This is a genomic window from Maribacter sp. IgM3_T14_3, from assembly GCF_049603095.1.
Taxonomy (GTDB): Bacteria; Bacteroidota; Bacteroidia; order Flavobacteriales; family Flavobacteriaceae; genus Maribacter.
Genome location: NZ_CP187138.1, coordinates 162331 through 185729, shown reverse-complemented (window position 1 = coordinate 185729; position 23399 = coordinate 162331). Strand labels below are relative to the sequence as shown.

The 23399-nt window shown below is 34.4% G+C and carries 27 protein-coding genes; 15 read left to right on the top strand and 12 right to left on the bottom strand.

The features are described 5' to 3' along the window. Positions 1-37 precede the first annotated feature (37 nt). Complete coding sequence (locus ACPF9A_RS00860) at positions 38-481, bottom strand: hypothetical protein (RefSeq protein ID WP_424000772.1); 444 nt, start codon at positions 479-481, stop codon at positions 38-40. A 92-nt stretch (positions 482-573) separates the two neighbouring features. Here ACPF9A_RS00860 and ACPF9A_RS00855 point away from each other — a divergent pair, with 92 nt between their 5' ends. Both ACPF9A_RS00855 and ACPF9A_RS00850 read left to right on the top strand, forming a co-directional pair. Beyond that, positions 574-867, top strand: a complete 294-nt coding sequence (locus ACPF9A_RS00855) for an ArsR/SmtB family transcription factor (protein WP_424000770.1) — start codon at positions 574-576, stop codon at positions 865-867. 53 nt (positions 868-920) lie between these two features. Continuing rightward, positions 921-1931: an LLM class flavin-dependent oxidoreductase gene (locus ACPF9A_RS00850; RefSeq protein WP_424000768.1), complete on the top strand. Its 1011-nt coding sequence runs from the start codon at positions 921-923 to the stop codon at positions 1929-1931. 12 nt (positions 1932-1943) lie between these two features. On the opposite strand, the gene ACPF9A_RS00845 is transcribed toward ACPF9A_RS00850, so the two are convergent. Both ACPF9A_RS00845 and ACPF9A_RS00840 read right to left on the bottom strand, forming a co-directional pair. Continuing rightward, complete coding sequence (locus ACPF9A_RS00845) at positions 1944-2915, bottom strand: carbon-nitrogen hydrolase family protein (protein WP_424000766.1); 972 nt, start codon at positions 2913-2915, stop codon at positions 1944-1946. A gap of 137 nt (positions 2916-3052) precedes the next feature. Then, positions 3053-4177: a ligand-binding sensor domain-containing protein gene (locus ACPF9A_RS00840; protein ID WP_424000764.1), complete on the bottom strand. Its 1125-nt coding sequence runs from the start codon at positions 4175-4177 to the stop codon at positions 3053-3055. A 108-nt stretch (positions 4178-4285) separates the two neighbouring features. On the opposite strand from ACPF9A_RS00840, the gene ACPF9A_RS00835 reads away from it, so the two are divergent. After that, positions 4286-4852, top strand: a complete 567-nt coding sequence (locus ACPF9A_RS00835; protein WP_424000762.1) for a peptidylprolyl isomerase — start codon at positions 4286-4288, stop codon at positions 4850-4852. A 134-nt stretch (positions 4853-4986) separates the two neighbouring features. On the opposite strand, the gene ACPF9A_RS00830 is transcribed toward ACPF9A_RS00835, so the two are convergent. From ACPF9A_RS00830 to ACPF9A_RS00820, 3 genes are all read right to left on the bottom strand, one after another. Continuing rightward, complete coding sequence (locus ACPF9A_RS00830; RefSeq protein WP_424000760.1) at positions 4987-5364, bottom strand: hypothetical protein; 378 nt, start codon at positions 5362-5364, stop codon at positions 4987-4989. Positions 5365-5449: 85 nt separating this feature from the next. Next, on the bottom strand, positions 5450-6631 hold the full coding sequence (locus tag ACPF9A_RS00825) for an integrase core domain-containing protein (RefSeq protein ID WP_423999521.1): 1182 nt from the start codon (positions 6629-6631) through the stop codon (positions 5450-5452). A gap of 302 nt (positions 6632-6933) precedes the next feature. Then, positions 6934-7638, bottom strand: a complete 705-nt coding sequence (locus tag ACPF9A_RS00820) for a hypothetical protein (protein WP_424000758.1) — start codon at positions 7636-7638, stop codon at positions 6934-6936. Positions 7639-7964: 326 nt separating this feature from the next. Here ACPF9A_RS00820 and ACPF9A_RS00815 point away from each other — a divergent pair, with 326 nt between their 5' ends. The 7 genes from ACPF9A_RS00815 (at position 7965) to ACPF9A_RS00785 (ending at position 11987) form a co-directional block, all read left to right on the top strand. After that, positions 7965-9287 carry a 2TM domain-containing protein gene (locus tag ACPF9A_RS00815; RefSeq protein WP_424000755.1) on the top strand — a complete coding sequence of 441 codons (1323 nt, stop codon included), beginning with the start codon at positions 7965-7967 and terminating at the stop codon, positions 9285-9287. A 15-nt stretch (positions 9288-9302) separates the two neighbouring features. Next, positions 9303-9755, top strand: coding sequence for a pyridoxamine 5'-phosphate oxidase family protein (locus ACPF9A_RS00810; protein ID WP_424000753.1), 453 nt, complete (start codon positions 9303-9305; stop codon positions 9753-9755). Between the two features lie 143 nt (positions 9756-9898). Further along, a complete protein-coding gene (locus ACPF9A_RS00805) occupies positions 9899-10183 on the top strand; it encodes a 2TM domain-containing protein (protein WP_424000751.1) in 285 nt (94 codons plus the stop codon). A gap of 18 nt (positions 10184-10201) precedes the next feature. Next, the gene (locus ACPF9A_RS00800) at positions 10202-10492 is read left to right on the top strand and encodes a 2TM domain-containing protein (protein ID WP_424000749.1); all 291 of its coding nucleotides are present in this window, start codon (positions 10202-10204) and stop codon (positions 10490-10492) included. After that, on the top strand, positions 10483-10821 hold the full coding sequence (locus ACPF9A_RS00795) for a 2TM domain-containing protein (RefSeq protein ID WP_424000747.1): 339 nt from the start codon (positions 10483-10485) through the stop codon (positions 10819-10821). Before ACPF9A_RS00800 ends, ACPF9A_RS00795 begins: the two co-directional genes overlap by 10 nt. Position 10822: 1 nt before the next feature. Beyond that, positions 10823-11188 (top strand): 2TM domain-containing protein, encoded by a 366-nt coding sequence (locus ACPF9A_RS00790; RefSeq protein WP_424000745.1) that lies wholly within the window; start codon positions 10823-10825, stop codon positions 11186-11188. Positions 11189-11222: 34 nt separating this feature from the next. Continuing rightward, positions 11223-11987, top strand: coding sequence for a LytR/AlgR family response regulator transcription factor (locus ACPF9A_RS00785; RefSeq protein ID WP_424000743.1), 765 nt, complete (start codon positions 11223-11225; stop codon positions 11985-11987). Positions 11988-12011: 24 nt separating this feature from the next. Here ACPF9A_RS00785 and ACPF9A_RS00780 read toward each other — a convergent pair whose 3' ends face one another. After that, positions 12012-13217 (bottom strand): LETM1-related biofilm-associated protein, encoded by a 1206-nt coding sequence (locus ACPF9A_RS00780; protein WP_424000741.1) that lies wholly within the window; start codon positions 13215-13217, stop codon positions 12012-12014. Between the two features lie 200 nt (positions 13218-13417). Between ACPF9A_RS00780 and ACPF9A_RS00775 the strand changes: the two genes are divergently transcribed. The 3 genes from ACPF9A_RS00775 to ACPF9A_RS00765 all read left to right on the top strand — a co-directional run bounded on the left by ACPF9A_RS00775 (position 13418) and on the right by ACPF9A_RS00765 (position 16321). Next, positions 13418-14128 carry a DUF4331 family protein gene (locus ACPF9A_RS00775; protein ID WP_424000739.1) on the top strand — a complete coding sequence of 237 codons (711 nt, stop codon included), beginning with the start codon at positions 13418-13420 and terminating at the stop codon, positions 14126-14128. A gap of 21 nt (positions 14129-14149) precedes the next feature. Further along, positions 14150-14911, top strand: coding sequence for a DUF4331 family protein (locus ACPF9A_RS00770; protein WP_424004391.1), 762 nt, complete (start codon positions 14150-14152; stop codon positions 14909-14911). Positions 14912-15043: 132 nt separating this feature from the next. Then, positions 15044-16321 (top strand): tetratricopeptide repeat protein, encoded by a 1278-nt coding sequence (locus ACPF9A_RS00765; RefSeq protein WP_424000737.1) that lies wholly within the window; start codon positions 15044-15046, stop codon positions 16319-16321. Positions 16322-16661: 340 nt separating this feature from the next. Here the strand turns inward: ACPF9A_RS00765 and ACPF9A_RS00760 are convergent, their stop codons facing one another. Both ACPF9A_RS00760 and ACPF9A_RS00755 read right to left on the bottom strand, forming a co-directional pair. Then, positions 16662-18905, bottom strand: coding sequence for an efflux RND transporter permease subunit (locus ACPF9A_RS00760; protein ID WP_424000735.1), 2244 nt, complete (start codon positions 18903-18905; stop codon positions 16662-16664). 127 nt (positions 18906-19032) lie between these two features. Further along, positions 19033-19821, bottom strand: a complete 789-nt coding sequence (locus ACPF9A_RS00755) for a DUF547 domain-containing protein (protein ID WP_424000733.1) — start codon at positions 19819-19821, stop codon at positions 19033-19035. A 209-nt stretch (positions 19822-20030) separates the two neighbouring features. On the opposite strand from ACPF9A_RS00755, the gene ACPF9A_RS00750 reads away from it, so the two are divergent. Both ACPF9A_RS00750 and ACPF9A_RS00745 read left to right on the top strand, forming a co-directional pair. Beyond that, entirely contained in the window at positions 20031-20735 is a 705-nt protein-coding gene (locus tag ACPF9A_RS00750; RefSeq protein WP_424000731.1) for a glycosyltransferase, read from the top strand. After that, positions 20728-21771, top strand: a complete 1044-nt coding sequence (locus ACPF9A_RS00745; RefSeq protein WP_424000729.1) for a VOC family protein — start codon at positions 20728-20730, stop codon at positions 21769-21771. Before ACPF9A_RS00750 ends, ACPF9A_RS00745 begins: the two co-directional genes overlap by 8 nt. Positions 21772-21790: 19 nt before the next feature. Here ACPF9A_RS00745 and ACPF9A_RS00740 read toward each other — a convergent pair whose 3' ends face one another. The 3 genes from ACPF9A_RS00740 to ACPF9A_RS00730 form a co-directional block, all read right to left on the bottom strand. After that, a complete protein-coding gene (locus tag ACPF9A_RS00740) occupies positions 21791-21973 on the bottom strand; it encodes a hypothetical protein (RefSeq protein ID WP_424000727.1) in 183 nt (60 codons plus the stop codon). A 68-nt stretch (positions 21974-22041) separates the two neighbouring features. Next, positions 22042-22836, bottom strand: a complete 795-nt coding sequence (locus ACPF9A_RS00735; protein ID WP_424000725.1) for an anti-sigma factor — start codon at positions 22834-22836, stop codon at positions 22042-22044. A 1-nt stretch (position 22837) separates the two neighbouring features. Beyond that, entirely contained in the window at positions 22838-23374 is a 537-nt protein-coding gene (locus tag ACPF9A_RS00730; RefSeq protein ID WP_424000723.1) for an RNA polymerase sigma factor, read from the bottom strand. Positions 23375-23399 lie beyond the last annotated feature (25 nt).

Genomic DNA, 23399 nt, shown 5'->3' with positions numbered 1-23399 from the left:
TAACATGTTGAAAGCATCCATGTTTTAGTTTTAATATTTATTTGGATTTTGTTATCAGAGCTACAATAATATTGAAAAGATAAAGTAGCTGAATAAAAGCCACTAAAGAAAAAATCCAAAAAGCGATAGTTTGAAATCTAAGTAGAGTTACAAAATCATATGAGGAAGCTTCTGATACTATATTAGGTAGAAAAAACGGAATTAAGATAATTATAAAGAACCCAATGATGGTAATAATGGAATGAATAAGTGTCAACTTATTTACTAGCATTCCATTTAGCTTGATGACGACCCAATAGCCAAATCCTAAAACTGCAAAAATGATTGAAATAATTACGGTAACGTGAATCAATCCAATAGCATAATAGGTGTCTTGGATGTTTATATCAAAAGTTTTATTAGGTCCCATTAGCCCTATTACTATTATAATTGGAATTAATATCCAGAAAATAATGTGTGGTGTTTGAGTAATTTTCTTCATCTATAGATTGTAGTATTATTCTTAAGGTCAAGTTAATCATTATTAAGGTCATCACAATTTGTAATTTAAATCAATTTTATAAATACATTTGCATGTATCAATATATTAAATCCATCATGGAGCTAAAACAAATAGAAAAAATATCTAAAGCATTAAGTGATGTAAATCGTCTAAAAATATTGCAGTACATGCAGAAGAATCAAGGTAAGGTAGAATGTACTAAAGCATGTGATTTATTAGATTTAGCACAGCCTTCTATTAGTCATCATATTAAGAAACTAGTAGAATCAGGATTGATAAATCAACATAAAATTGGTCGTAATTATAACTATTCACTAAATCATGAAGTGTGGGATAATTATATGTTGAGGTTGCAAAATTTGTAATTTTTTTAAATAGATATATAGATACTTTTAAATATATAAATGAATTTAATAGTATGAAAAAAATAAAATATTCCATATTAGATTTAGCCATAGTATCGCAGGGGACTACATTGAAAGATACTTTTGATCATTCGGTAGCTTTGGCACAAGCTGCGGAAGAAGCTGGCTATACTCGTTTTTGGCTGGCAGAGCATCATAATTCAGTAGCGATAGGCAGTAGTGCAACATCTATTTTAATAGGTAAAATTGCAGAGGAGACAAAAACAATACGAGTTGGATCTGGCGGAATTATGTTGCCTAACCATTCCCCGTTAATTATAGCGGAGCAGTTTGGTACATTAGGCATATTATATCCTAACCGAATAGATTTAGGCTTAGGTCGTGCGCCTGGTACAGATCAGTTGACTGCTCAAGCCATACGTTCAGATTTTTATCAAGCAGCTCAGTCATTTCCTTTAGAAGTTGAAAAAATACAACGCTACTTTTCTTCTGAAAATGCCCATGCAAAAGTACGTGCTACTTTGGCGGAAGGGGTAGAGGTGCCTTTATACATTTTGGGCTCTAGTACAGATAGTGCACATTTAGCAGCTAAAAAAGGTTTGCCTTATGCATTTGCGAGCCACTTTGCTACAACCCACCTAATGAATGCGTTGAAAATTTATCATAATGAATTTCAACCTTCACAAGAGTTGGAAAAACCTTATACGGCTGCAGGAATAAACATCATTATTGCAGATACGGACGAAGAAGCAGAACGCATTTCTACATCGTTATATAAAATGATAATTGCACTGTTGACGGGTAATAGAACCTTTATGCAACCACCAGTTGACATGACAGATGATTTACGTGAGTTAAGTAAGAACCCTGCTGTACAGCAAATGTTGAAATACTCGTTTATTGGAAGCAAAGAGACCGTTAAAAAACAAGTACAAAAGTTTATATCAGATACTCAGGTAGATGAATTGATTGCAGTGACCAATATTTACGACGGTAAAGACCGTATAAAGTCTTATCAACTATTTGCTGAGATTATGAAAGAATTGAATGGAGAGAACAGTTAAGTTCTCTCTATTTTAATCATTTATGTCAACAATTGATTGCCTTTCTCTATTAACGGTTAATTTCGTTACGTCTGGTCTAGAATAGTGTCCTACAGCATCAAAGTTTTGACGTTCTTCAAGCACCCTGTTAAAATCAATAGCAGTAATTAAACCTTCTTTATCAATAACGGGGGGCAAAATCCATTCTCCATCCGGACCAGCAATACAAGAACCTCCGTTTGCCAGAGTATCTGGGCAGTTTTCAAGAATAGTATCTAAGTGTGGTGTGTCTTTAGGGAAATCGGTTTTGCTCATTAAACTAGAAACAGAAACTACAAAAGATCTAGATTCCCTTGCAATAAATCGTGTAATATCGGCAGTGTTGTAATCGGAACCCGGCCATACGGCAATATGCAAATCTTCTCCCAAACCATATAAGGCTGTGCGTGGAAGAGGCATCCAGTTTTCCCAACAATTTAGTCCGCCAACAGTAAAGTTTTTTAACTCGTGAACCCGTAACCCATTACCATCACCAGGTGCCCATGTTAATCGTTCTTCGTAGGTTGGTTGTAATTTTCTATGAACAGACTTGATTTCACCATCATTATTTATATAAACAAGCGAACAGTAAATACTGTGTCCGCCTCTATTTTTTGCACGTTCCATTAATCCTAAGTAGATAGCAATTTTATGTTGCTTTGCAAGAGCACAAATGTCATCTAATTCACCCGCTTCAATTTGAATAGAATTTTTGATGTAATGGGCATGAATTTCTTTCTGGACTTTAGAATCAAACTGAGCACCATCGGTCATAGAAACCCAAAAAGGATAACCAGGTAATAGAGCTTCACCAAAAACTACAAGCTCACAACTATCTTCACCAGCTTTAATGATATAATCTTTGATTTTATCAATAGTCTTCTCTTTATTTAGCCAAACCGGTGAGATTTGAGCCATAGCTATTTTAAGGTTATTTTGTTCTGGAGTATCTATTATTTTAGCCATTACTGAATACTGTTTTTATAATATAATTTTGAAATTATTTTTTGTCAAAAGAATGCTGATTATTAAAAGTATGATAAAGATCAACTTTAATATAAAATATGTAAATATCTGGTTTGTATGTTATTATGATTAATAATCTATTCTTTTAAAATACCGTTCTGGCTAACACCATAAAAAGAAGTTCCGTCAAAACGGAACAATCCCATATAGCCGCCCAGCCAAATTCTCCCTTCCTTATCTTCAAATATACATTGTATGGCACCACTTTTAAGTCCGTCGTTTTCGTTGAAATTTGTGGCAGTTGTACCATTATATCGGTAGACGCCAAAACTTTCAATCGGAAACCAAATTTGACCAGCGGTATCTTCAAATAGGCTCCACACTTCGGTACTATTTTCTCTTCTTTTTGTAGCAACTTTAGTGAAAGATTTTCCATCCCAAAAACAAACTCCTTCATAGTGAGTGGCAAACCAAATATTACCATTTTTATCCTCTAAAATATCATTGACCGCATTATCACATAATCCATCTTTTTCCGAAAGATTGGATAATGATTTACCATCATAAAAATAAGCACCGGCGTTAGTGCCAAACCACATGGTACCTTTGCTGTCTTGCATAATACTATGAACGATTTTTTCACTGGTAACACCTCTGTTGTAATCTGGTTTGGATTCTGGTATGGTAAATGTTGAGAAATTTTTCCCGTCGAATAAATTAATTCCTTCTAAACTACCTATCCAAATTATGCCTTTGCTATCCATAAATAGACTCCAAATATTATCATTATTCAGTCCGTCTTTTTCTGTGAAATTTATAAAAGAATTTCCATCGTATTTCGTTAATCCGCGTTCGGTACCGAACCAAATAATACCGTCATTATCTTCTATAATTCCCCTAACGGCGACGCCACCAAAACCTTGATTAATGGAAAAATAGTCAAGAGATTTTCCATTATACCGTGCGACACCATCTCCGTTGGTACCAAACCATAGATTTCCACTTTTATCTTGAAATATTCTACGAACAAATTCGCTTATGGGTATATTAATTTCAGGCTGTAAAAAAGGACTTTTATGTTCATTTTTAGGAGGTTGCGTCTTCTGTAGAGGAATATCTTTCAGAGTTGTTCTTGAGTCAGTTTCTTTGGTTTGCGGTTTATTTTCTGTTTGTCGACCGTTACAAGAAATGATAAAGACTGAAAACAGGAGTACAAAAAATGAAGGTAAACCTCTGCAATACTGTTGTTTATTTAAGAACATCTTCATCGTTTTATATGAAATTAACCTTTTTTTAGCTGACGGTAACTTAAGTACAAATTTTTTTACATCAATTTTTACTACTTTAACTGACAACAAAACTATAACTAAATGAAGTGTTTAAAGTATTTGATAGTTTTCGTGCTATTTACAGCGTGTAAGTCCTACGAAATAGGTAAAATTAACACTCAAAAGGGGGAAATTTTGATATGGCTGCATGACGAGACTCCGAATCATAAAGCAAGTTTTATAGAGTTGGCAAATGCTGGATATTGGGATTCGTTGACTTTTAATAGGGTTATTCCAAATTTTGTTGTACAAGGTGGTTGCCCAGATACACCAGAAGGATTTAATGATCCTGAATATTTATTAGCGCCAGAATTTGACTCAAAACTAACGCATACGTATGGATCAGTAGGGGCAGGGCGCGATGGAAATGCAGAAAAATTATCGGCTCGTTGTCAGTTTTATATTGTACAAAATAAAGAGGGTCTACATCGTTTAGATGGTGATTATACTGTTTTTGGCAATGTTTTAAAAGGGATGGATGTTGTAGACGAATTAGTAGGTGTACCTAAAGATTCAACCGATACACCGTTGACTCCTTTACCATTAGATATTTCGATTATAAAGATATCTGCGAAAAGGTTAAAAGAGCTACAACAGAAAAGTAAATAATATACGGTTGCTTGTCTTTTAAGTTTTAGCGATGAACAAAGCTATTGTTTATTGCCCGCCGGAAAGTCAATTATTGAGTAACTTTAAGAAACTGGATTAAGGCTTTTCATAGGAGGTTTTGTTAGCCATTGTTTTTATTCCTCAATTAGCGTAATAGTTAAGTCGAGAAAGCCTTCTTCATAACTAACCAAATCTAGCTGATAAGTGTAATTACCATTAGTCAGGGGTGTTTCGCCAACATAATCAATTGGTTGTATAGTATAAGTTTCCTCTCCAATATTCAATTCTACATATGCATATCGATATGCTTTGTTGAAATTTTTGTATTCAGAAACTTGATTAGACTTTATATCACCATAATTTGTATCTCCCGTTGTGGTATTGACTATAATATTTTCGAAGTCCGAATCGCTAACATTAGATAAGCGAATGTTTACGTCATTATTGGAATCATCTTTTGAACAATTTAAGAAAAGACAAATTGCAAAAATTAAGATTAAGATTTTCTTCATTTTTATTGTTTAAATAAGCTTGTCACATTTAGTTGCTTTAAATGTTCGTTAAGGCACATAGTTTACACAAGTTAAAGATTAGGGTTTACACTAAATTAATTTCTAATCTTGTTGCTTGTTCTTTATTTCTTAAATTGTTTTCATCAAAGAAACCTAAAAATACGTTTCTATAAAATACCCTCCAAATACCGTTTCCCATTTCTTGAATACCTACATATTTGCCCATTAACGAAGCTGTCACATATACCCAGTAATATGATTTCCATCTAATAGATCCATTCTGTGTTACTTTAAGCACTTTGTATTTGGCATCATAGTGAAAGTCAGGTATTCTTTCAAGGAACGGTCTTGTAGAAAAGTCGTGCATATCGGCAGGTGTCTTCATGTTCAAGGCTTCATGAGGTCTTATGTTGTTATATTCCTTTACAAAGTGGTTTAAACGTCTTTGTTGTGCTTTTAGGTCATACGCGGAAGGTTTGGCACAAGCGGCTTTTAGATCTCGGTGCATGCGTTCATGTCTACCGTTTTGTTCTGGATGTGCAGGATCGGAAAAGACAGGTGATATACCCAGTTCGATAAACCAATAGGAGAGCTGGGTAAAACGTTGGATGGTACGCACGGAACCAAAGGGACTGCCATTGTCCGTATGTATTTGCTTAGGTATCCCGAATGTTCTGAATACCCTTGTGAACTCGGCCTTTGCAGACTTTAGGTTTTCATGGTAATGACCTTTGGCAGTGAACAGGAACCGGCTTTTAGAGTCTGCAATGGTGAGTGGATGACAGTATATTTTATTGCCCATTAAAAACTTTCCCTTATAATCTGCGCTCCACACTTCATTACAGTGTTCAGGGTCGAAAATCGGGTATACCGGTTTTACTCTTCGCATCCGCTTTTGTGGACACACCAAACCATGGTTCTTTAAGATTTTATGAACCGTGACCACAGAGGGGACTTGTTGGGCCGTAAAATCTTTAAACAACAGTTCCCTTAATTTTTTAGCGCCCCAATGATTGTGTCTTTTCTTAAGTTTTAGAATACCCTCAATGATATTCTGACCCGTTGCATTAGGGTGTTTCCCAGGAGCTCTGGACTGCTCTTTTAATGCCTCAAAACCTTTTTCCTCGAACCTGCTTATCAACTTATAAGCCGTTGGCCTGGAGATTTTAAAGCTTTTGCATAATTCGGTTATGGTGTATTTTCCTGTACGCCATTCACAGATAAATTCAATCTTTTGTTCCATAGTCGTTGTTTCTTTCCAAGGCATAATAATTTGATTTTAATCTCAAATTATAACCTTAAAAGTGTAAACTATGTGACTTTAACTTTGTAAAGGATGTCCCTTTAACGTACCTAAATATTTGCTAACGTCTAGGCTAAGCGTAGTGCGGTAGAAAGAAAACCTTTCATTTCCGTCTTAGCACGAAGCTAAAGCTTATTGTTTTGCTTTTTCTTTTTTTGTCCAAAGCTAAATCCATAAGATTTAGCGACTTCATAAATATACACAGACCTTTCGGTTTTGCCCTTAAGTCCGCATTAGGTTTAGGCTTTGTTATCTGCTGCCTTTTTTTAGAATTCTATTATTTTATTCCCAATTTTGTTTTCGATTGATTTAAAGTTCGTTAACATTTTATCATCGGCTAGAACGTAGTAGACACATTCTAGACCAGTTAACATAAAGAACCGTTCCTTGCTGTCCATCAATTCCAGTTCTTGATTTAATATTCGGATAGTATTTTCCACATAAATCTGTGGGTTGTTAGCATTTCTATCATCAAGGTTTCCGTCAAAAAAAGTTATTGATTTTCCGTTAATGTCAACAGTATGTTTAAAAGAATGGTTTCCACTTGTTTTGTCTCCCCAAACCATATCTTCTTCTCCTAGTTTAAATTCTATATTTCGTTTATCGAATAAGACTTTAAAATCTTTTAGATTAGATAATAAATTGCCCTTATACATTGAAGTTCCTTCAACTTCGGCGCTTCGATAATCTGCAGTTAAAGTATCTTCATCTTCTTTGATATCGAGTTTATGAGTAATCAGATAATTGTTTGGTAATTTTAACCAGCCATTTTCTGCAAATTCAGTTTCTACAATCGTTTTGTAGGTTTCAATTTTTTGCTCATTTTTCATTAAATCGAAAAAACCAAAACTTTCCAGTTTTTCAGAGATTTTCATTTCTTCTTGCTTAGATTCATTGATAGTTCCAGTATCTTTTTTGGATTTGCAACTAATTAACAGAATTAGGAATATTGGTATAATTATGTGTTTCATTTTTTTTAGGTTGCAGATAACATACGAATATGTGTACAATTACACATATCCTCATAATAAAAACTCTAATCTAAAGGATTTAAAATAATTCTAAAAGGCAATTCCATCAAATTTGATAGTGAAGTAGTGTTGGTAATCACAAGTTTGAGTCTGACTAAAATACAATTCAGTACCTACATATGACAATTGAGAGCATAACATTTGCTTAAAACTACAAAAGCTCTCAAGTTTGCTGTTTAATAGGGTATTTACAGAAAGAATTATAGTTCTAAAAGGAAATCCCTAATTTTAAAGAATTGAAAGCAGAATAGTAAGGCTTTAAGCGCATGGGTAGTTTTTTAAAGGTTTTAAGAGCAAGTATCATCATAACATTAGTTATGGTGATTTTTAATATACTGTTTTCTGATTTCGAGAATATAACCTTCTATAGAGTCTTACAATTTGCGGGAATAAGCTTTATATATTCTTTTGTACTTACATGTGTAAATGCCTACTACAACGACTTTATATCAAATATCTATAGCTGGGAAAAACAGACGCATAAACGGTTATGGTATGGGGCTATTGGCTCTGTTGTGTTGACTGTTATGGCTTTTGGTGTAGTAAGGTGGTTTATCGAGGTTGCACTATTCGGTGATAGTTTTATGCATTTTATAGCAAACGAAAAATTAGAATATTACATATATGCTTTAGCCATTACACTGGTTGTTTCGTTGTTTTTACATGCATTCTACTTTTATAAAGCTTTACAAGACACCAGGGTAAAAGAACAGAAAATTATAGCAGGCTCGGCATCTGCAAAATTCGATGCCTTAAAGAACCAACTTGATCCACACTTTCTTTTTAATAGCTTAAATGTATTAACCAGCCTTATTGAAGAAGACCCCATGCAGGCGCAAAAGTTTACGACTTCGCTATCTAAAGTGTATAGATATGTGTTGGAGCAGAAGAGCAAAAATCTTATTTCTGTAGATGAAGAACTAAAGTTTGCAAGAACCTATGTGCGGCTTTTAAAAATGAGATTTGAAGATAGTATTGTATTTGAAATTCCGGATGAGGCTACCAATCCAGAAGCTAAAATAGTACCCTTATCGCTTCAATTATTATTAGAGAATGCGGTGAAGCATAATGTGGTAAACTCTTCAAAACCATTACATATCAGAATTTATGAAGAAGGTGATTATTTGTATGTTGTTAATAATCTTCAAGAAAAGCAAGTGGTTAAAAAGAGTAGTGGAGTTGGTCTGCAGAATATACGTCAGCGATATGCCATTCTTACCAAAAAGGAAATGCAAATCTTTAAAACGGACAAGGAGTTTAAGGTACGACTACCAATGTTGACCAATGTTATCTCCTTTAGAGAAACACAAGACTCTCACATAAGTGCCAAGCGCTACGAGAAAGCTAAAGAGCGCGTAGAGCTAATTAAAGGCTTTTATGGCAACCTAACCTCGTACTGTATTGTAATACCTGTACTTGCTTTTATAAATTATAGAACCACCAGTTTTGTTTGGGTTATTTTCCCTGCTATCGGTTGGGGTATTGGTTTATTAGGTCATGGCTTAAAGGCATATGGTTTAAACCCTTTATTCGGTAAAGGTTGGGAAGAGAAAAAGATTAAAGAATTTATGGAGAGAGATAATTTCTAGAAGTATTTTAAATATATGGTACAGCTAACGAAAGAAATAAAAGCAGCAATAGACGATAGTGTTTTATGTTGGTTAGCAACATCATCTGCAGATAACATACCCAATGTATCACCCAAGGAGATATTTTGTTTTTTTGAAGACCATATCATTATCGCCAATATAGCATCGCCACAAACGGTTAAAAATATAAGAGAGAACAAAAATGTGTGTATCAGTTTTATAGATATTTTAAAGCAAAAGGGTTTCCAGTTGAAAGGTATTGCCGAGATTATAGAGAATTCATCTAAAGACTTCTCAAGAATGGAAAAAGTACTTCTACACCTTACTGAAGGCAAGTTTCCGTTTGCTACCATTACCAAGATTACTATCACTAGTTCAAAACCTATTATAGCGCCTAAATACCTGTTGTATCCTAATACGACAGAGCAAGAACAAATTGAAAGTGCTAAGAAGTCATATGGTTTTTAAAGAGATTTTACACCTATACATACCACATTCTACAATTCAGTCATTAAAAATTACAACTGGGTATTTCATTTTTTCAAAACCTGGGTTATCTGCCGAAATTTGAAGTATAGTAATCAAATAGCAATAATCTAAAACATAAAATTATGGAAACTGATTTCACAAATGACACTAATTATAAGTATCAAAAAGCAAAGGACAAAGTAGAAGCTATAAAGGGTTTTTACGGTAACTTATTGGCATACTGTATCGTAATTCCGATTTTGGCATATATCAATTATTCAACGACTAGTTTCCCTTGGGCAATATTTCCGGCATTGGGTTGGGGATTCGGATTGGTAATGAACGGACTTTATGCCTACGGATATAATCCCTTATTCGGTAAGAATTGGGAAGAGAGAAAGATCAAAGAATTCATGCAAGAATCATAACCTAATAAATTGAAGATCATGGAAAACACAAAATATCAAAAAGCAAAAGTAAGAGTAGAAGAAATCAAAGCATTTTATGGCAAAGTAGCCTCGGCTGTCGTGACTATAATACTCGTAGCCGCATTGAATTATTATTTAAACGAATGGGAATATGCCTGGTTTCTTTGGGTAGTATTCGGATTAAGCATTAGCTTATTTTTTAAAGCAAATAAAATCTTTAACTTGAATCCGTTTATGAATCGCGATTGGGAAGAAAGAAAGTTACAAGAGTTTTTACAACAAGAAGAAAATAAACAAAGATGGAACTAAACGAATTTGAACAAGCAGATAAATTAGCAAGAGCCGAAAAGAAGGTTAAAGAATTGAAAGGCTTTTATATTCACTTACTTGTTTATGTACTTGTGAATCTATTTCTTATGACCGTTACAATAATGGGAATAATGTCTAGCGGAGCTTCATTTTCAGAGGCACTATTCAACTTCGGTACATTTTCTACTCCGTTTTTCTGGGGAATAGGGTTGGCATTTCATGCAGCAAAAGTATTTGGGTATAGTCCTTTTTTTAGTAAAGATTGGGAACAGCGCCAGATCAGTAAATATGTAGAGCAAGATAAAAAGGATGCCGAAAAATTTAGATAACATGAATACTGAACGCACAAACGATAATTTCGACAATGAAGAATACAATAGGTTGTCTAAATATGAGAGAGCAAAAACAAAAGTGGCCAGTATAAAGCGTTTTTATAATCACGTACTAGTTTTTCTACTAATAAATATCATCTTGTACTTCTTAAGACATAAGTTCGTTTTCATTTTGGTAAGTAAAGACGCATTCGGTAATCCTGATTTTTTAGATTGGATAAATTGGAATATTTACGGTACCACAATTGTTTGGGGGTTCATTCTTGCGATTCATGCCCTTATTGTTTTTGGAAATATTTCATGGTACATGAAGAGATGGGAAGAGCGTCAAATTCAGAAACACATAAACTCATATAACGACTAAAGTATACAATTCTATTAAACCATAAATCCAGACCATGAAGACCATTATAATCGAAGATGAAAAACCGGCAGCACGTAGGTTGGGTAGAATGTTAGAAAGTTTAGACTTGACCGTTACGACCATGCTACATTCGGTAGAGGAGTCAATCAATTGGTTTCAAAATAATGAGCATCCCGATTTAATATTCTTGGATATTCAATTATCTGACGGACTCTCATTCGAAATTTTCGATGTAATCGAAGTACACAGTGCAATTATATTCACAACTGCTTTTGATGAGTACGCGCTTAAAGCTTTTAAACTGAACAGTATCGATTATATACTAAAACCGATAGACGATGAAGATTTAGAGCAAGCAGTAGCTAAATATAGAAAACTGTTTAAATCTGCAAGTGAGCCAAGTAAAATTGCTTTAGATTTTGAAGACATTAAAAAGCTATTGGTCAATCCGCTTGAGCGGGAATATAAGAAGCGATTTACCGCAAAGGTAGGTCAACATTTAAAAATTATAAACGCAGAAGATGTAGAATGCTTTTATAGCGAAAACAAAGGTACCTATGCAGCTACTAAAGACGGTCGTAATTATTTACTCGATACAACACTAGAGCAGCTAGAAGAGGAACTAAAACCACAGGTGTTTTTTAGGGTCAGCAGAAAGTTCTTTGTGAATATTGATCACATAAAAGATATTATTTCGTACACGAATTCGAGATTACAGATCAAGCTCAAGAACAATCCGGATAATGAAATAATAGTGAGTAGAGAGAAGGTAAAAGACTTTAAGCTTTGGTTAGAGTAGTAAAAATAATATATTGAAAATAATCTATTTACGATATAAATCTTCTTCCTCGTCAATTCTATTTTCATCAAATGCCGATGGTAATAACTTCGGAATCAACTTAATAAATATAGGTAGCAAAATTGCGCCACCTGGCAAAATAAATATAGCTAAAGAGGGGATGCTTTTAAAAATATCTAAAAGTTGATTTTGAACCTTCTTCTTTTCTTCATTGTTTAAATCTCTCATAGTAGATTTAGATAACAATGCAACCAATTCGGCACTTTGAGAAAGCTCTTTATGTAATCTTTTACTATTACGTAAAATCAGTTTCTTAACAATCTTACCCATACTATCGTAAAACTGTTTTGCCAAATTCTTTTCCTTTAAATAAGGTATAACATCCATATTCAATTTAAAGAACTCCGTAACATCTGTAATCGAAGTTGATATAATGGTTTTTTCAAAACCAAGATCTTTTCCTATTCCGAATATGAAATCAGACTCTGTATAATCTAAAGAATGGTCTTCCCATACTGTTAGGCATGCCATATCTAGTAAATATCGATTCTCCCAATTTTCTTTATTGTTCAATAGCCTCTCGCGGTAAGAACCATCAAAACTATTTTCAGAACAACTGATATAGGTTAACGAAGAAGCTAGCAATTGAGAAAGCTTATTGTCTTTTCTATCTATCTCTTTTGAGCTTAGCGCATGGTAGGCAATGTTAATAGCTAAATATTCAATTTCTTCAGCCTTTTCTTTTAAAGCGGTATGGTCATTTAAAAAGTGCTTAAAAAGTAATACATCTATAAATAGTAGTGAATTGGTAATAAGGCTGTTAAAAGTCTTACTTATAATATTGTCTTCGATATAAATTCTCGAAGTCATTAATTTTTCAAGCTTCGCAGATGTTTTGCTTCCCGTAAACCATTTATCAAAAAATCCAGATCGGCTTATATTCAGTATTCCGTAGAACTCAAAAACCCGTTCTATAAAGATGTTATAATCATCACCACCTTTTATACGGTAGGTGAAGTACAGTGCGTGTAGTAAATTAATTTTTGCTTTCTCGTCTTCAGATAGGCTATGCTCTAATTCAATAAATTCTGGAATACTAGAATTTAACCCATATACGAACCCGCTTTTTTTAAGCGTACCATATAAAGCTTCAAAATTGGGGAAAGCATCTTGGTGTTTTTGAACAACCGAACCATATTTCTCGATCCAACCAGAGGAAGACGGGTTCATATCTTAATTATTTAAAGGTGCGAAGTTAGCTAATTATTAGTTTACACTTATTTATAAATAGTTACTTCTATACTATTAAAAGTTTTTTATGTAGTTCTGAATTTGCGCTTCAAAATTTATTTTATTTTTTTTTAAGAAAAAATGAACCTTTCATTTTTAGTCTCGTAAGTAAGGGTGATTCTAATCTAAAAAAAAAGATAATGAAAAAATCAAAATTGTTTATGGGACTTGGGGCACTAGCCTTAGTAGGAGTTCTTTTAGTAGCGGCAGATCATATTGATGCGCCTGACACAATGGGAACCTCGGCAGATATTGCCGATTTTTATGCGTTTGAACCAACATTGGGTTCAGACAACACCGTTTTTGCGGTAGACCTTCAATCTAATGTATTACCAGATTTAGCATATGGTACATTTGATGAAAATGTATTATTAGAAATCAATATCGATACAGATGGCGATTTAGTTGAAGATTTAGTAATACAAGCCATACCAAGAGATGGTAAAATGTATTTCTTTGGTCCGGTTGCACCTAGTGAAACTGGTTTGAATGGGTCAATAATGGTAGATGCTCCATTAGGGTCGGTAGACATTTCTGCTGAAACGGCTATTGTAGAGACTACAGCAAACGGAGTTTCTTTATTTGCAGGTCCTAGACAAGATGCTTTTTTCTTTGACTTTTTTCAATTCAACGCGGTTATCGGTGGTGAAGCTCCTTTAGGTTTTAAACCAGCGGGTGATCCAAATACAACAGACGATGATGACACTACTGCGGTAGATACTTTTGATGGTGCTAATACCATGTCTATTGTTATTGAACTTCCAAACAGTCTTTTGGGTACTACAACAGGTCAAAATGCACTTGGTTTAGAAGTGTACAAAACATGGGTAACTACAAACGCAAAACAATAATAACCTCTTAAAAATATAATGATGAAATATAAAAATATAAAATATACGTTTTTGTCTCTTTTGGCAGTAGCAGCATTAGCTTCTTGTAGCGATGATGATGACAATACACCAGTAGTAATAACCCCAACATGTGATGATGGTGTTATGAACGGCGATGAAACAGGAGTTGATTGTGGCGGTACTTGTACACCATGTGAAGAGGCAATGGCGCCAGATTTTACAGGAACGTACGCTCAAGTTGATTTTATGGGTAGACCCGGTATAAATACCGTATTAAGTGCAGATGGTCCTCTCAAAAATGCTCATAACACGTCCATACCTTCAGAAATGGCAGCAACTTTTCAAGCTGGTTTTGAAGCAAGATTAGAAGCATATCATGATGTGTATGCAAATATTTTAGGTGCTGACCCAGCTGTGGTAAACTATGAAAACAATATTCTTGGTTTAGATGCACCTACCTTAACAGGTTATTTAGCTGCCGATGTTTTAGAGGTTGCACCGAACTTGCCAACAACATATTTTAACCCAGGCACAGATTTCGATAACGATGGTAGAATTTTGGTTCCAGATGGTGATGAAGTTGCTTTGACAGGCAGAACTCCGCAAGATGATGTTATTGATGTTTCATTGATATTATTGTTCGGTGGTATGGAAGGTGATCGTTTTAGCGGTCAAGATACTGATGGCGATGGTATGGCAGATTTACCAAGATTAACTTCAGATGGCGTTGGGCAAACCGCTACTGTTGGTACTACGTTCCCATACTTGGGAGCACCTGAATAAAAAGTTGCCTTCACCTTATCTATTTATAGTGGTAGATAAGACTGGCACAACCCTAAATTGTTTATGAAAGAGAAGGGAAAGGGGAGTTGAAAAACTCCCCTTATTTTAAACGATTCACAAAAAAACAACCTTATGAAACTAATACAGCTTTTAATAGTAATGATACTGGTATCATCATGTGGTACCAAAAATCAGGACGCAATTGCACATAAAAAAGATTACGACAAATTTTTGGTTTCCAACGAGATTAAAACCACATCAAAGTATTTTGACCTTTGGAATTCTAAAATCAGACCAGATAGCATGCAACTTACCAGTTTTGGTGTTGTAAGCGGTGAGTACAATAGGTACTTTCACCAAACTGGTAATATTGAATTTTTAAAGAAAGCAGAAAAGAGTTTAAAAAAGGCTGTTGATATTGCAAATATCGGGAAGCCTGGTTTTTATAGATCTCTTGCTAGAAATTATATATCTCAACATCGCTTTAAAGAAACTTTGCAATTAGCAGATTCAGCAGCGACTATTGGCGGAGATAAAAATGAAATACATAGCTTGTATTTCGATTTGCATATGGAGCTAGGTAATTACACTTTAGCAGAGCAGTATTTAGATAGCTTAAAAAATATGTCTGATTTCGGCTATATGATTCGCATTGCAAAATGGAACGATTATAAAGGAGATTTAGATACGACCATAAATTTTATGGAAAAGGCAAGAACAAAAGCCGAATTATCTAAAAACAAAGATTTAATGCTGTGGAGTTATACCAATTTAGGAGATTATTACGGTCATGCCGGTAGAATTCAAGATTCTTACAACCACTATATAAAGGCATTAGAAATCGATCCTAATAATGCATATGCTAAAAAAGGAATCGCATGGATCGTTTTTTCTAACGATAAGAACGGGGTCGAAGCAATTCGAATTTTAGACTCGGTGACCAAAACCTACAACGCTCCAGATTATTTCTTGTTAAAGGCTGAAATTGCTGACTACATGGGCGATGACATGGTAAGAACTAAAAATTTAGACGAGTATTTTACCCGTGTAAAGAATGGAGCTTATGGTGATATGTACAATGCATATAATCTTGGGTTGTATATAGGGGAGACCAAACAATATGATAGTGCGTTATTATTGGCACAGCGCGAAGTAGCTAATAGACCAACGCCAAAATCGTACAGTTGGTTAGGGTATAGTCTACTAAAAAATGGTGATAAAGAAAAAGCAATGAATATTATGGACACCTATGTGTATGGTAAAACTTTCGAGCCTGCTTTACTTTTTCAAGCTGCCGAGGTATATAAGGCAAATGGTAAAAATGACAGAGTTAAAGAATTAAAAGAAGAATTAATAGGGGCTATTTATGAATTAGGCCCTAGTATGGAAAAGCAAGTCCATGATCTGTGATTGATTGCCCAATTATTTTCATTTCTGGTTTGTTTTAGGTTGGATTGTTTTTTTCAACGCCACGATGTAAAGTCGTGGCGTTGTTATTATTACGCATTTCATCGAAAATTTGGTTTTTTTTAACAGGCGTATAGATGAAATGTATATATTTATCGACCAAATACATTTAAAATGCCCCAGCATCTTAAATAATGAACTAAAAGTAACCACGTAAACCAAACAGTATTATGGAATATCTACTCTTTACATTATGGATAAGCTTAATGATTTTAATGGTTGGCAAAATGATATTTGCTTATAAGTCTTTACAGAAAACATTAGACCGTACCAAAAGCTCTATCTAAATCAGTTTTCTAAGTAACACAGGCAGTAATAACAAGTCTAATATTAAGGCTGTTACCAATGTTACACTTATAATCAATCCTATAGTTACGCTAGGTTGATGAATAGAAAATAACATCACCATAAATCCGAAGAAAAGAATAATGGTCGTAATGACCAATGCTCTACCTGTTTGCGCAAAAGTCTTTTCGAGAGCAGCCTCTTTATCCAATCCTTGGCTAATCCCTAATTTATATTTCCCTAAAAAGTGAATGGTGTCATCAACGGCAATACCGAACACGATGGCAAAAACTACTGAGAGTGAAGCTTCAAGTGGTATCCCTAAAAAACCTAGCATGCCACCGGCAAATAATATAGGTAATACGTTTGGTACCAACGAAATCAGAAATATTTTAATATCCCGAAACACAAAAGCCATAATTACTCCGATCAGAAGTAATCCGTAAAGCAATCCTTCTAATAAACTGCTTCTAATATATTCAGAGTTTTTATCGAGCAAAATGCTCTTGCCCGTCACTTTAATAGAAACAAGAGAAGTGTCTAATTGCGTTTTTGCAAACTTATCTATATCGCTATAAACCACTTTAAGCTTATCGGTACCAATATCTTGCAGTCTGCCATTAATACGGGCAATACTTTCATCTTCATTTATAAACTTAGACAGTTGTTTACGACCTAGTTTTCGGGCATCTTTTTGATACTTTAAAAACGTTTCTTCATCGCCAGGTAAGGTGAAATATGCAGCGCTATTCAAATTGTTCGCTTTATTGAAAATCTTATAGGGCAGGTTGGCAGATTGCACATTGCCAATACTTTTAAATGTTTTTAGATAGGAAAGTAATTTTTCAATTTCTTGTGCAACTTTAAAATCGGTCACCTTATTACCCTCAGTACTCATCACGGCAATTTCTAAAGGCCTAAATCCCGAAAAATTACCCTGAAAATAATCGAAATCTTGTGCTATTTTACTTTCAGCAGGTAGCGTATTTTTTAATTCTTGATTGGTCTGTACCATGTAGATACCCAAAACACAAAGTGCTGTAAAAATAACTGTTCCCATGATTATGGACTTAGGATAGTTTTTAGTGAACGTGTTTATTTTTAAGAGGTATTTTACCCAATTCTCAGAAATACTTCTGCGACCGATCAATGATTTTTCTGGCAGACTTATCAATAGAGAACCTGTCAAGAAAATAACCGTTATGTAAGCAACAAGCACGCCTATAGCAGCATTTATACCGAATTCTTGAATACTAACCAACCGAGACGAAAGTAAGGTAACAAAACCAACAGCTGTGGTAATCGAGGTAAGTAGAGTCGTCATACCAACTTCTCTAAGCGATGAATTAATCGCTTTATACCGTGGTATACCTGTTTGCAGTTTTCTTATATAACTATCGGTTAGGTGTATAACATCAGAAGTACCGACTATGAGCATAAGCACGGGGTAAAAAGCCGCCATGGCGTTGAGTTCTTTGCCTAACCAACCCAATAGCCCCATAAATAGTAAAAGTGACATGGCTATAGAGAAAACCGATATGAAAACAACCGGCAAACTTCGGTAAACCAATACCAGAATTATAAACACAAGAATAGAAGCTGCAATAGTGGTTGTAAGTACTTCGCTCCTTTGCATTTCAACAATTGCTTCGTAGAAAAAAGCCCTGCCTAAAATATGAAAATCGGGTAAGTTATGTTCTTTTAAAGAAGCTCTAATATTATTCAAAAGAAGCTCAGATTGTTTATAATCTAAATTGTCTTCGGTCTGTAAAGCCAAAACTAAAGACTTTCTTTTTTCATCTACTAATACATTAATAAAAAGGGAATCTTCTTGAATTTTTGCCCAATCTTTTTGGTACTGCGAAGGGTCTTCGGTATGAATAATTGGTAAAGTGGTATAACCAAAAGTAGTTTTAAGCGGGTATGATAAAGAGGTTAGTGAACTACTTTCTAACACATATTCGAAAGCTTTACTCTCTTCTGAAAAAGCTGAAAATCTTTTTAAAAAATCTTGTTGAAAAACATTGGGATCATTCTTTACGGCAATCAGCAAAAAGTTGTCATCGGTACCGAACTCTTCTACATAACTATCATAAAAGGCTAAATCAGGGTCCTCTTCTGGAAAAAACTGACTAAAATCAAATGAAAACTGAAGTTCATCCAATTTAGAGGCAGCCAATACGCCTAATAGGATAAAAAATATAATGAATAACTTTTTAAGGAAACCAAGGTCAGCCTTCATAGAAAAATAGAATAATTATAACGGATGCGAATTTACCATTCTTCATGGTAATCTTGGTATAAAGAGGTAATTAAGAGGGAAGGAATGTATTAAAAAAATTCTTTCGATCTTAAACATAGCATTTCAACTACAGTTGTATAAAATTATCTAGATATAAGGTCCAGTCGTAATTGGTATATTCAATATCCACACCTTTCGTAGAAGGTATAATATCATTTTTCATTAGAATCTTTTTGATTCCGCTTTTGCCACCAAAATCACCTCTAAACCAACTGAATAGCGAAGTAACTTTAACCACATTGGTTTCGCTATTGAATTCACTTGTTTTCTCTAAAAGTCTTTTGGTGCCAATATTTAATTGCTTTCGTAAACGTTCCCATTCGTAAATAGCTACTGGCGGACAATCTTTCGCACCACAATTCAAGGCAAAATGTACATTAAAAATAGGCTTGTCTACACGCAGTTTACGTTCGAATTTACCGGGGAACCACTTTCGAATATATCCCAAACCATATTCCCATTGCGATTTTCTTATAATACCGTGTTCTATTTTAGCAAAGGAAACCATTTTACCCGCGATTTTGATCTGCTCTAACTTGAAAAAACTACCACGATCATCATATAGTTCGGGGTTCTTTTCAAGAATTTCCTGAATATAGGCATTGTAAATATTTAGCCAAAAAGCTAGTCGTTTATCATTAGTATTAAGAGCATTGGCTAGTTCAGAAATCGTAGTATTCGCTAATATGTCTTGCAGATCTTGCGTATCTTTCTTATCGATAATACGTTTTAAGAAGGTCTCAGATAATTCATTAAAATCTGTGTCTGACTTGGTTTTGACTTGTGCTTGCACGTCGGTTTTTGCCATAAATAGTATGGCAACAATGGTTATAAAAAAAGAGATTTTTAATTTCATAATACTGGTTTATATTACCCTATTTACGTAAGTATAGTCAAAAGGTTCTTGAAAACTTTGTCGAAAGTTTCTTTAATTGATTACGTTAACTTTTTCCTTAATTTTATGAGAGTTATAAAACTATTTAATACAATTTGCGTAAGTAATGCGTAAACCTTAATTTTTAGGGTGCGGTTTTACTTTTATTAACCAGCGCCCCGGCTATTTCTATGATCAGTATTATAATACCAGCACATAACGAATTTAATAATTTACAACGGCTATTTAAGATTGCTTGTTTTTTAGAGCATGAAGAACTTACCGAAATAATTGTAGCCGTTTCTCCTAGTAATACAGATACTATTGACAATTTAGAATGTAGTAGTAAAGTAAAAATTGTGCGCTGTAAAAATAAGGGTAGGGCGGCCCAAATGAACGAAGCTTCAGTTATTTCTCAGGGTACTGTTGTAGTATTTTTACATGCGGATGTGGTACCGCCAAAGGGATTCATAGATGATATTTTAAGCAGTTTAGCGAATGGGTATGATGCCGGATTCTTTTCATACAAATTTGATAAAGATGTCTGGTATTTACGTGTAAATGCTTCGTTTACTGCTAAAGACGGGTTGTTTACCGGTGGCGGTGATCAATGCCTATTTATTAAAAAAGATGCTTTTAATCATCTCGGAAGATTTAATGAGGAGCAAGTATTGATGGAAGATTTTGAGTTTTTCCGTCGAATGAAAAAAGAAAATGTACCCTATACCATCGTTAAAAATGATTTGGTAGTATCTGCACGTAAGTATGAATCAAATTCTTATCTACGCGTAAACCTTTCGAATTTTCTTTTAGTAGTACTTTTTAAATTCGGATACCCAGGTAACAAACTAAAATCACTTCATAATAAGCTGATACGCACTCCATATAATGGTTGAAACAATAAACGGAATTCAGCAAATCGGCATAGGCGTTCTCGATGTTAAAAAGGTATTTAATTGGTATAGAACACATTTGGGCTTCGATATACTGTTATTCGAAGATGAGGCGGTAGCAGCTTTAATGACCAGATATACCAATGGCAAAGCAGAAAGAAGAGAAGCCTACTTATCATTAAATATGACAGGTGGCGGCGGATTGGAAATTTGGCAGTTCAAAGACCGAAGGCCCATTGCAGCTGTAAATAAAATTCAATTCGGAGATTTAGGTATTTATGCCATGAAGATTAGATGTAAAAATCTGATCGAAATGCATTCGTATTTGAAAGATTTAAATGTGTCTCATCTTTCAGGAATAAATCATTCTTATAGCTCTAATTTTTACTTTACTGATCCTTTTGGTAACAGGGTGCAAATGGTTGAAGATCATTATGTTTTTTGTAAACAAACTACTAAAAATGGCGGAGTTTTAGGTGCTGTAATTGGCGTAAGTGATATGGAAACCTCAATGCAATTTTATAGTACCATGTTAGGGTATTCTGTAGTAGAATATGATACCCTTGAGACTTTACAAGAAAACTCAAAAGGTACATTTCGTAGGGTAGTAATTTCGCAAGAACGAAAGTTCGTTGGCGGCTTCGGAGATCTTCTCGGTCCTACACAGCTTGAGCTTATTCAGGTTTTAGATAGAACACCCGTTAAAATATTCGAAAATCGATTGTGGGGCGACTTGGGTTATATACACCTGTGTTTTGATGTTTCGGGAATGAGCTCTATTAGAGAAAAAGCAAAACTAAATGGTCATGCTTTTACGGTTGACAGCGCCAATAGTTTTGATATGGGCAATGCCGCCGGTCATTTCAGTTATATGGAAGATCCCGATGGTACATTAATAGAATTGGTAGAAACCCACAAAGTTCCCATTCTAAAATCATTAGGATTGTTCCTAAATCTCAAAAAGAGGAATCCGCATAAAACCTTACCAAAATGGTTGATAAAAAGTCTAAGTTTTCAACGTGTAAAAAAATACAGGTAAATTTAACCAGTTGTAGTTTTTAGCTTTTACTGGTATTTCTAATCAATCCTACTCCTGAGAAGAAAAATATAGCACCAAGTACACCAAATACGATAAGTTGTTTGGTAGTACCCGTACTATTTCCAAATAAAATAGCAGTATAAACTAGTCCGCCAATACCTAATAAGGTTAAAACGGTTCCGAAAATTTTCTTTAAATCCATGGTGGCAAAATAATAAAAAAAATGGGCAGTTTTTAAAAACTGCCCTTTATACTTTGAAAATTAATTTTTTAAGAAGCCGCTACAACACCAAGTGTATATAATTGCTCTAAGTTTGGCGACTCACTACCACCTGCAGGTTCTAATGTAATACCGAATGCTTCAGATTCATTAGGGTTGTTCAGTGCGAATATTTTATTCTCATCCGTAGCGAAATCTTCAAGCAGACCCATACTGGTAGGGGTAAGCGGAGAAAGTTTTAAAGACCATACTTGGTAAACAAAACCATCTGGTGGTTCAGGTAAGCCTTTGGCATCTATAAAAACTTTCTGATTTTCTTTATTCCAATACGCTTTAGCATATGATGTTGGTGATACGGTTTGCCCACCTAAAGAAGTTACACTAATATTCTTATCACGTAATGTATTCAATAAATCTTGTGTCTGTTCTAAAGAAGAGTCGGTATCAGCAATTTGCTGCTCCAAATCAACATTTTGTTTTTCAACAACCTGAATATTAGATTTTAAATCTTCATTCTGTTGATACATCCAAAAAAGACCAACAGCAAGTAAAAGCGATGCCGCCCAACCAACGTAAGATAGAAGCGGTGTGCTACGTTTTTCATTAAGTGATACCACTTTGACCTCACCATTTATTCTATCCATTAAAGATTTGAACGAGTAGGTAAACCCTGGCGATGCTTTTTTGGATAATGCTAATATTGAAGCCTCAATGGCAACTATTTCTTTCTGTATTTCTGGGTACTCTTTAGCATAGTTGGCAATTTCCAGATTTTCTTTATCTGAAAGTATACCAGCTATATAAAGCTCCAAAATGCCTGATGCTATGTACTTTTCTACATCCATACTACTTACCCTCCATATTCTCCCTTAATTGGGAAATGCAACTTCTATTTCTTGTCTTTACAGTACCTATCGGAATATCCAATTCTTCGGCAGCGTCTTTTTGAGTATACCCTCTAAAATATAACAGTTCAATGATCTGAACACATTTTTCCTTTAAATTATCGACAAGTTTTCTCAAACCCTGCGTATCAACTGTAGAACTTTGTTCATCTTCTTTGTTCTGCAAAATACCTACGAAGTAATCTGCCGAAAGGTTCTTTTTATCATTTTTATACGACCTACTGCGTATTTCGTCGATAGCTGCATTTCTGGCAATGTTCAATATCCAAGTAAAAAATCTTCCTTTAGAAGAATTATAACTCTCACAGTTGTTCCATATTTTAATGAAAACATCTTGACAGATTTCTTGAGATAGTGCGTCGTTTTTAACGATAGTGTTTATAACACCACAAATGTTTTCGCTATACATGCCATATAGCTTTTCGAAAGCAGAAGGGTCTTTCTTTCTAAATTGATCAACCAACAGGTCTAATTGCATATGTAATTTTTTAAATCGGATAAAA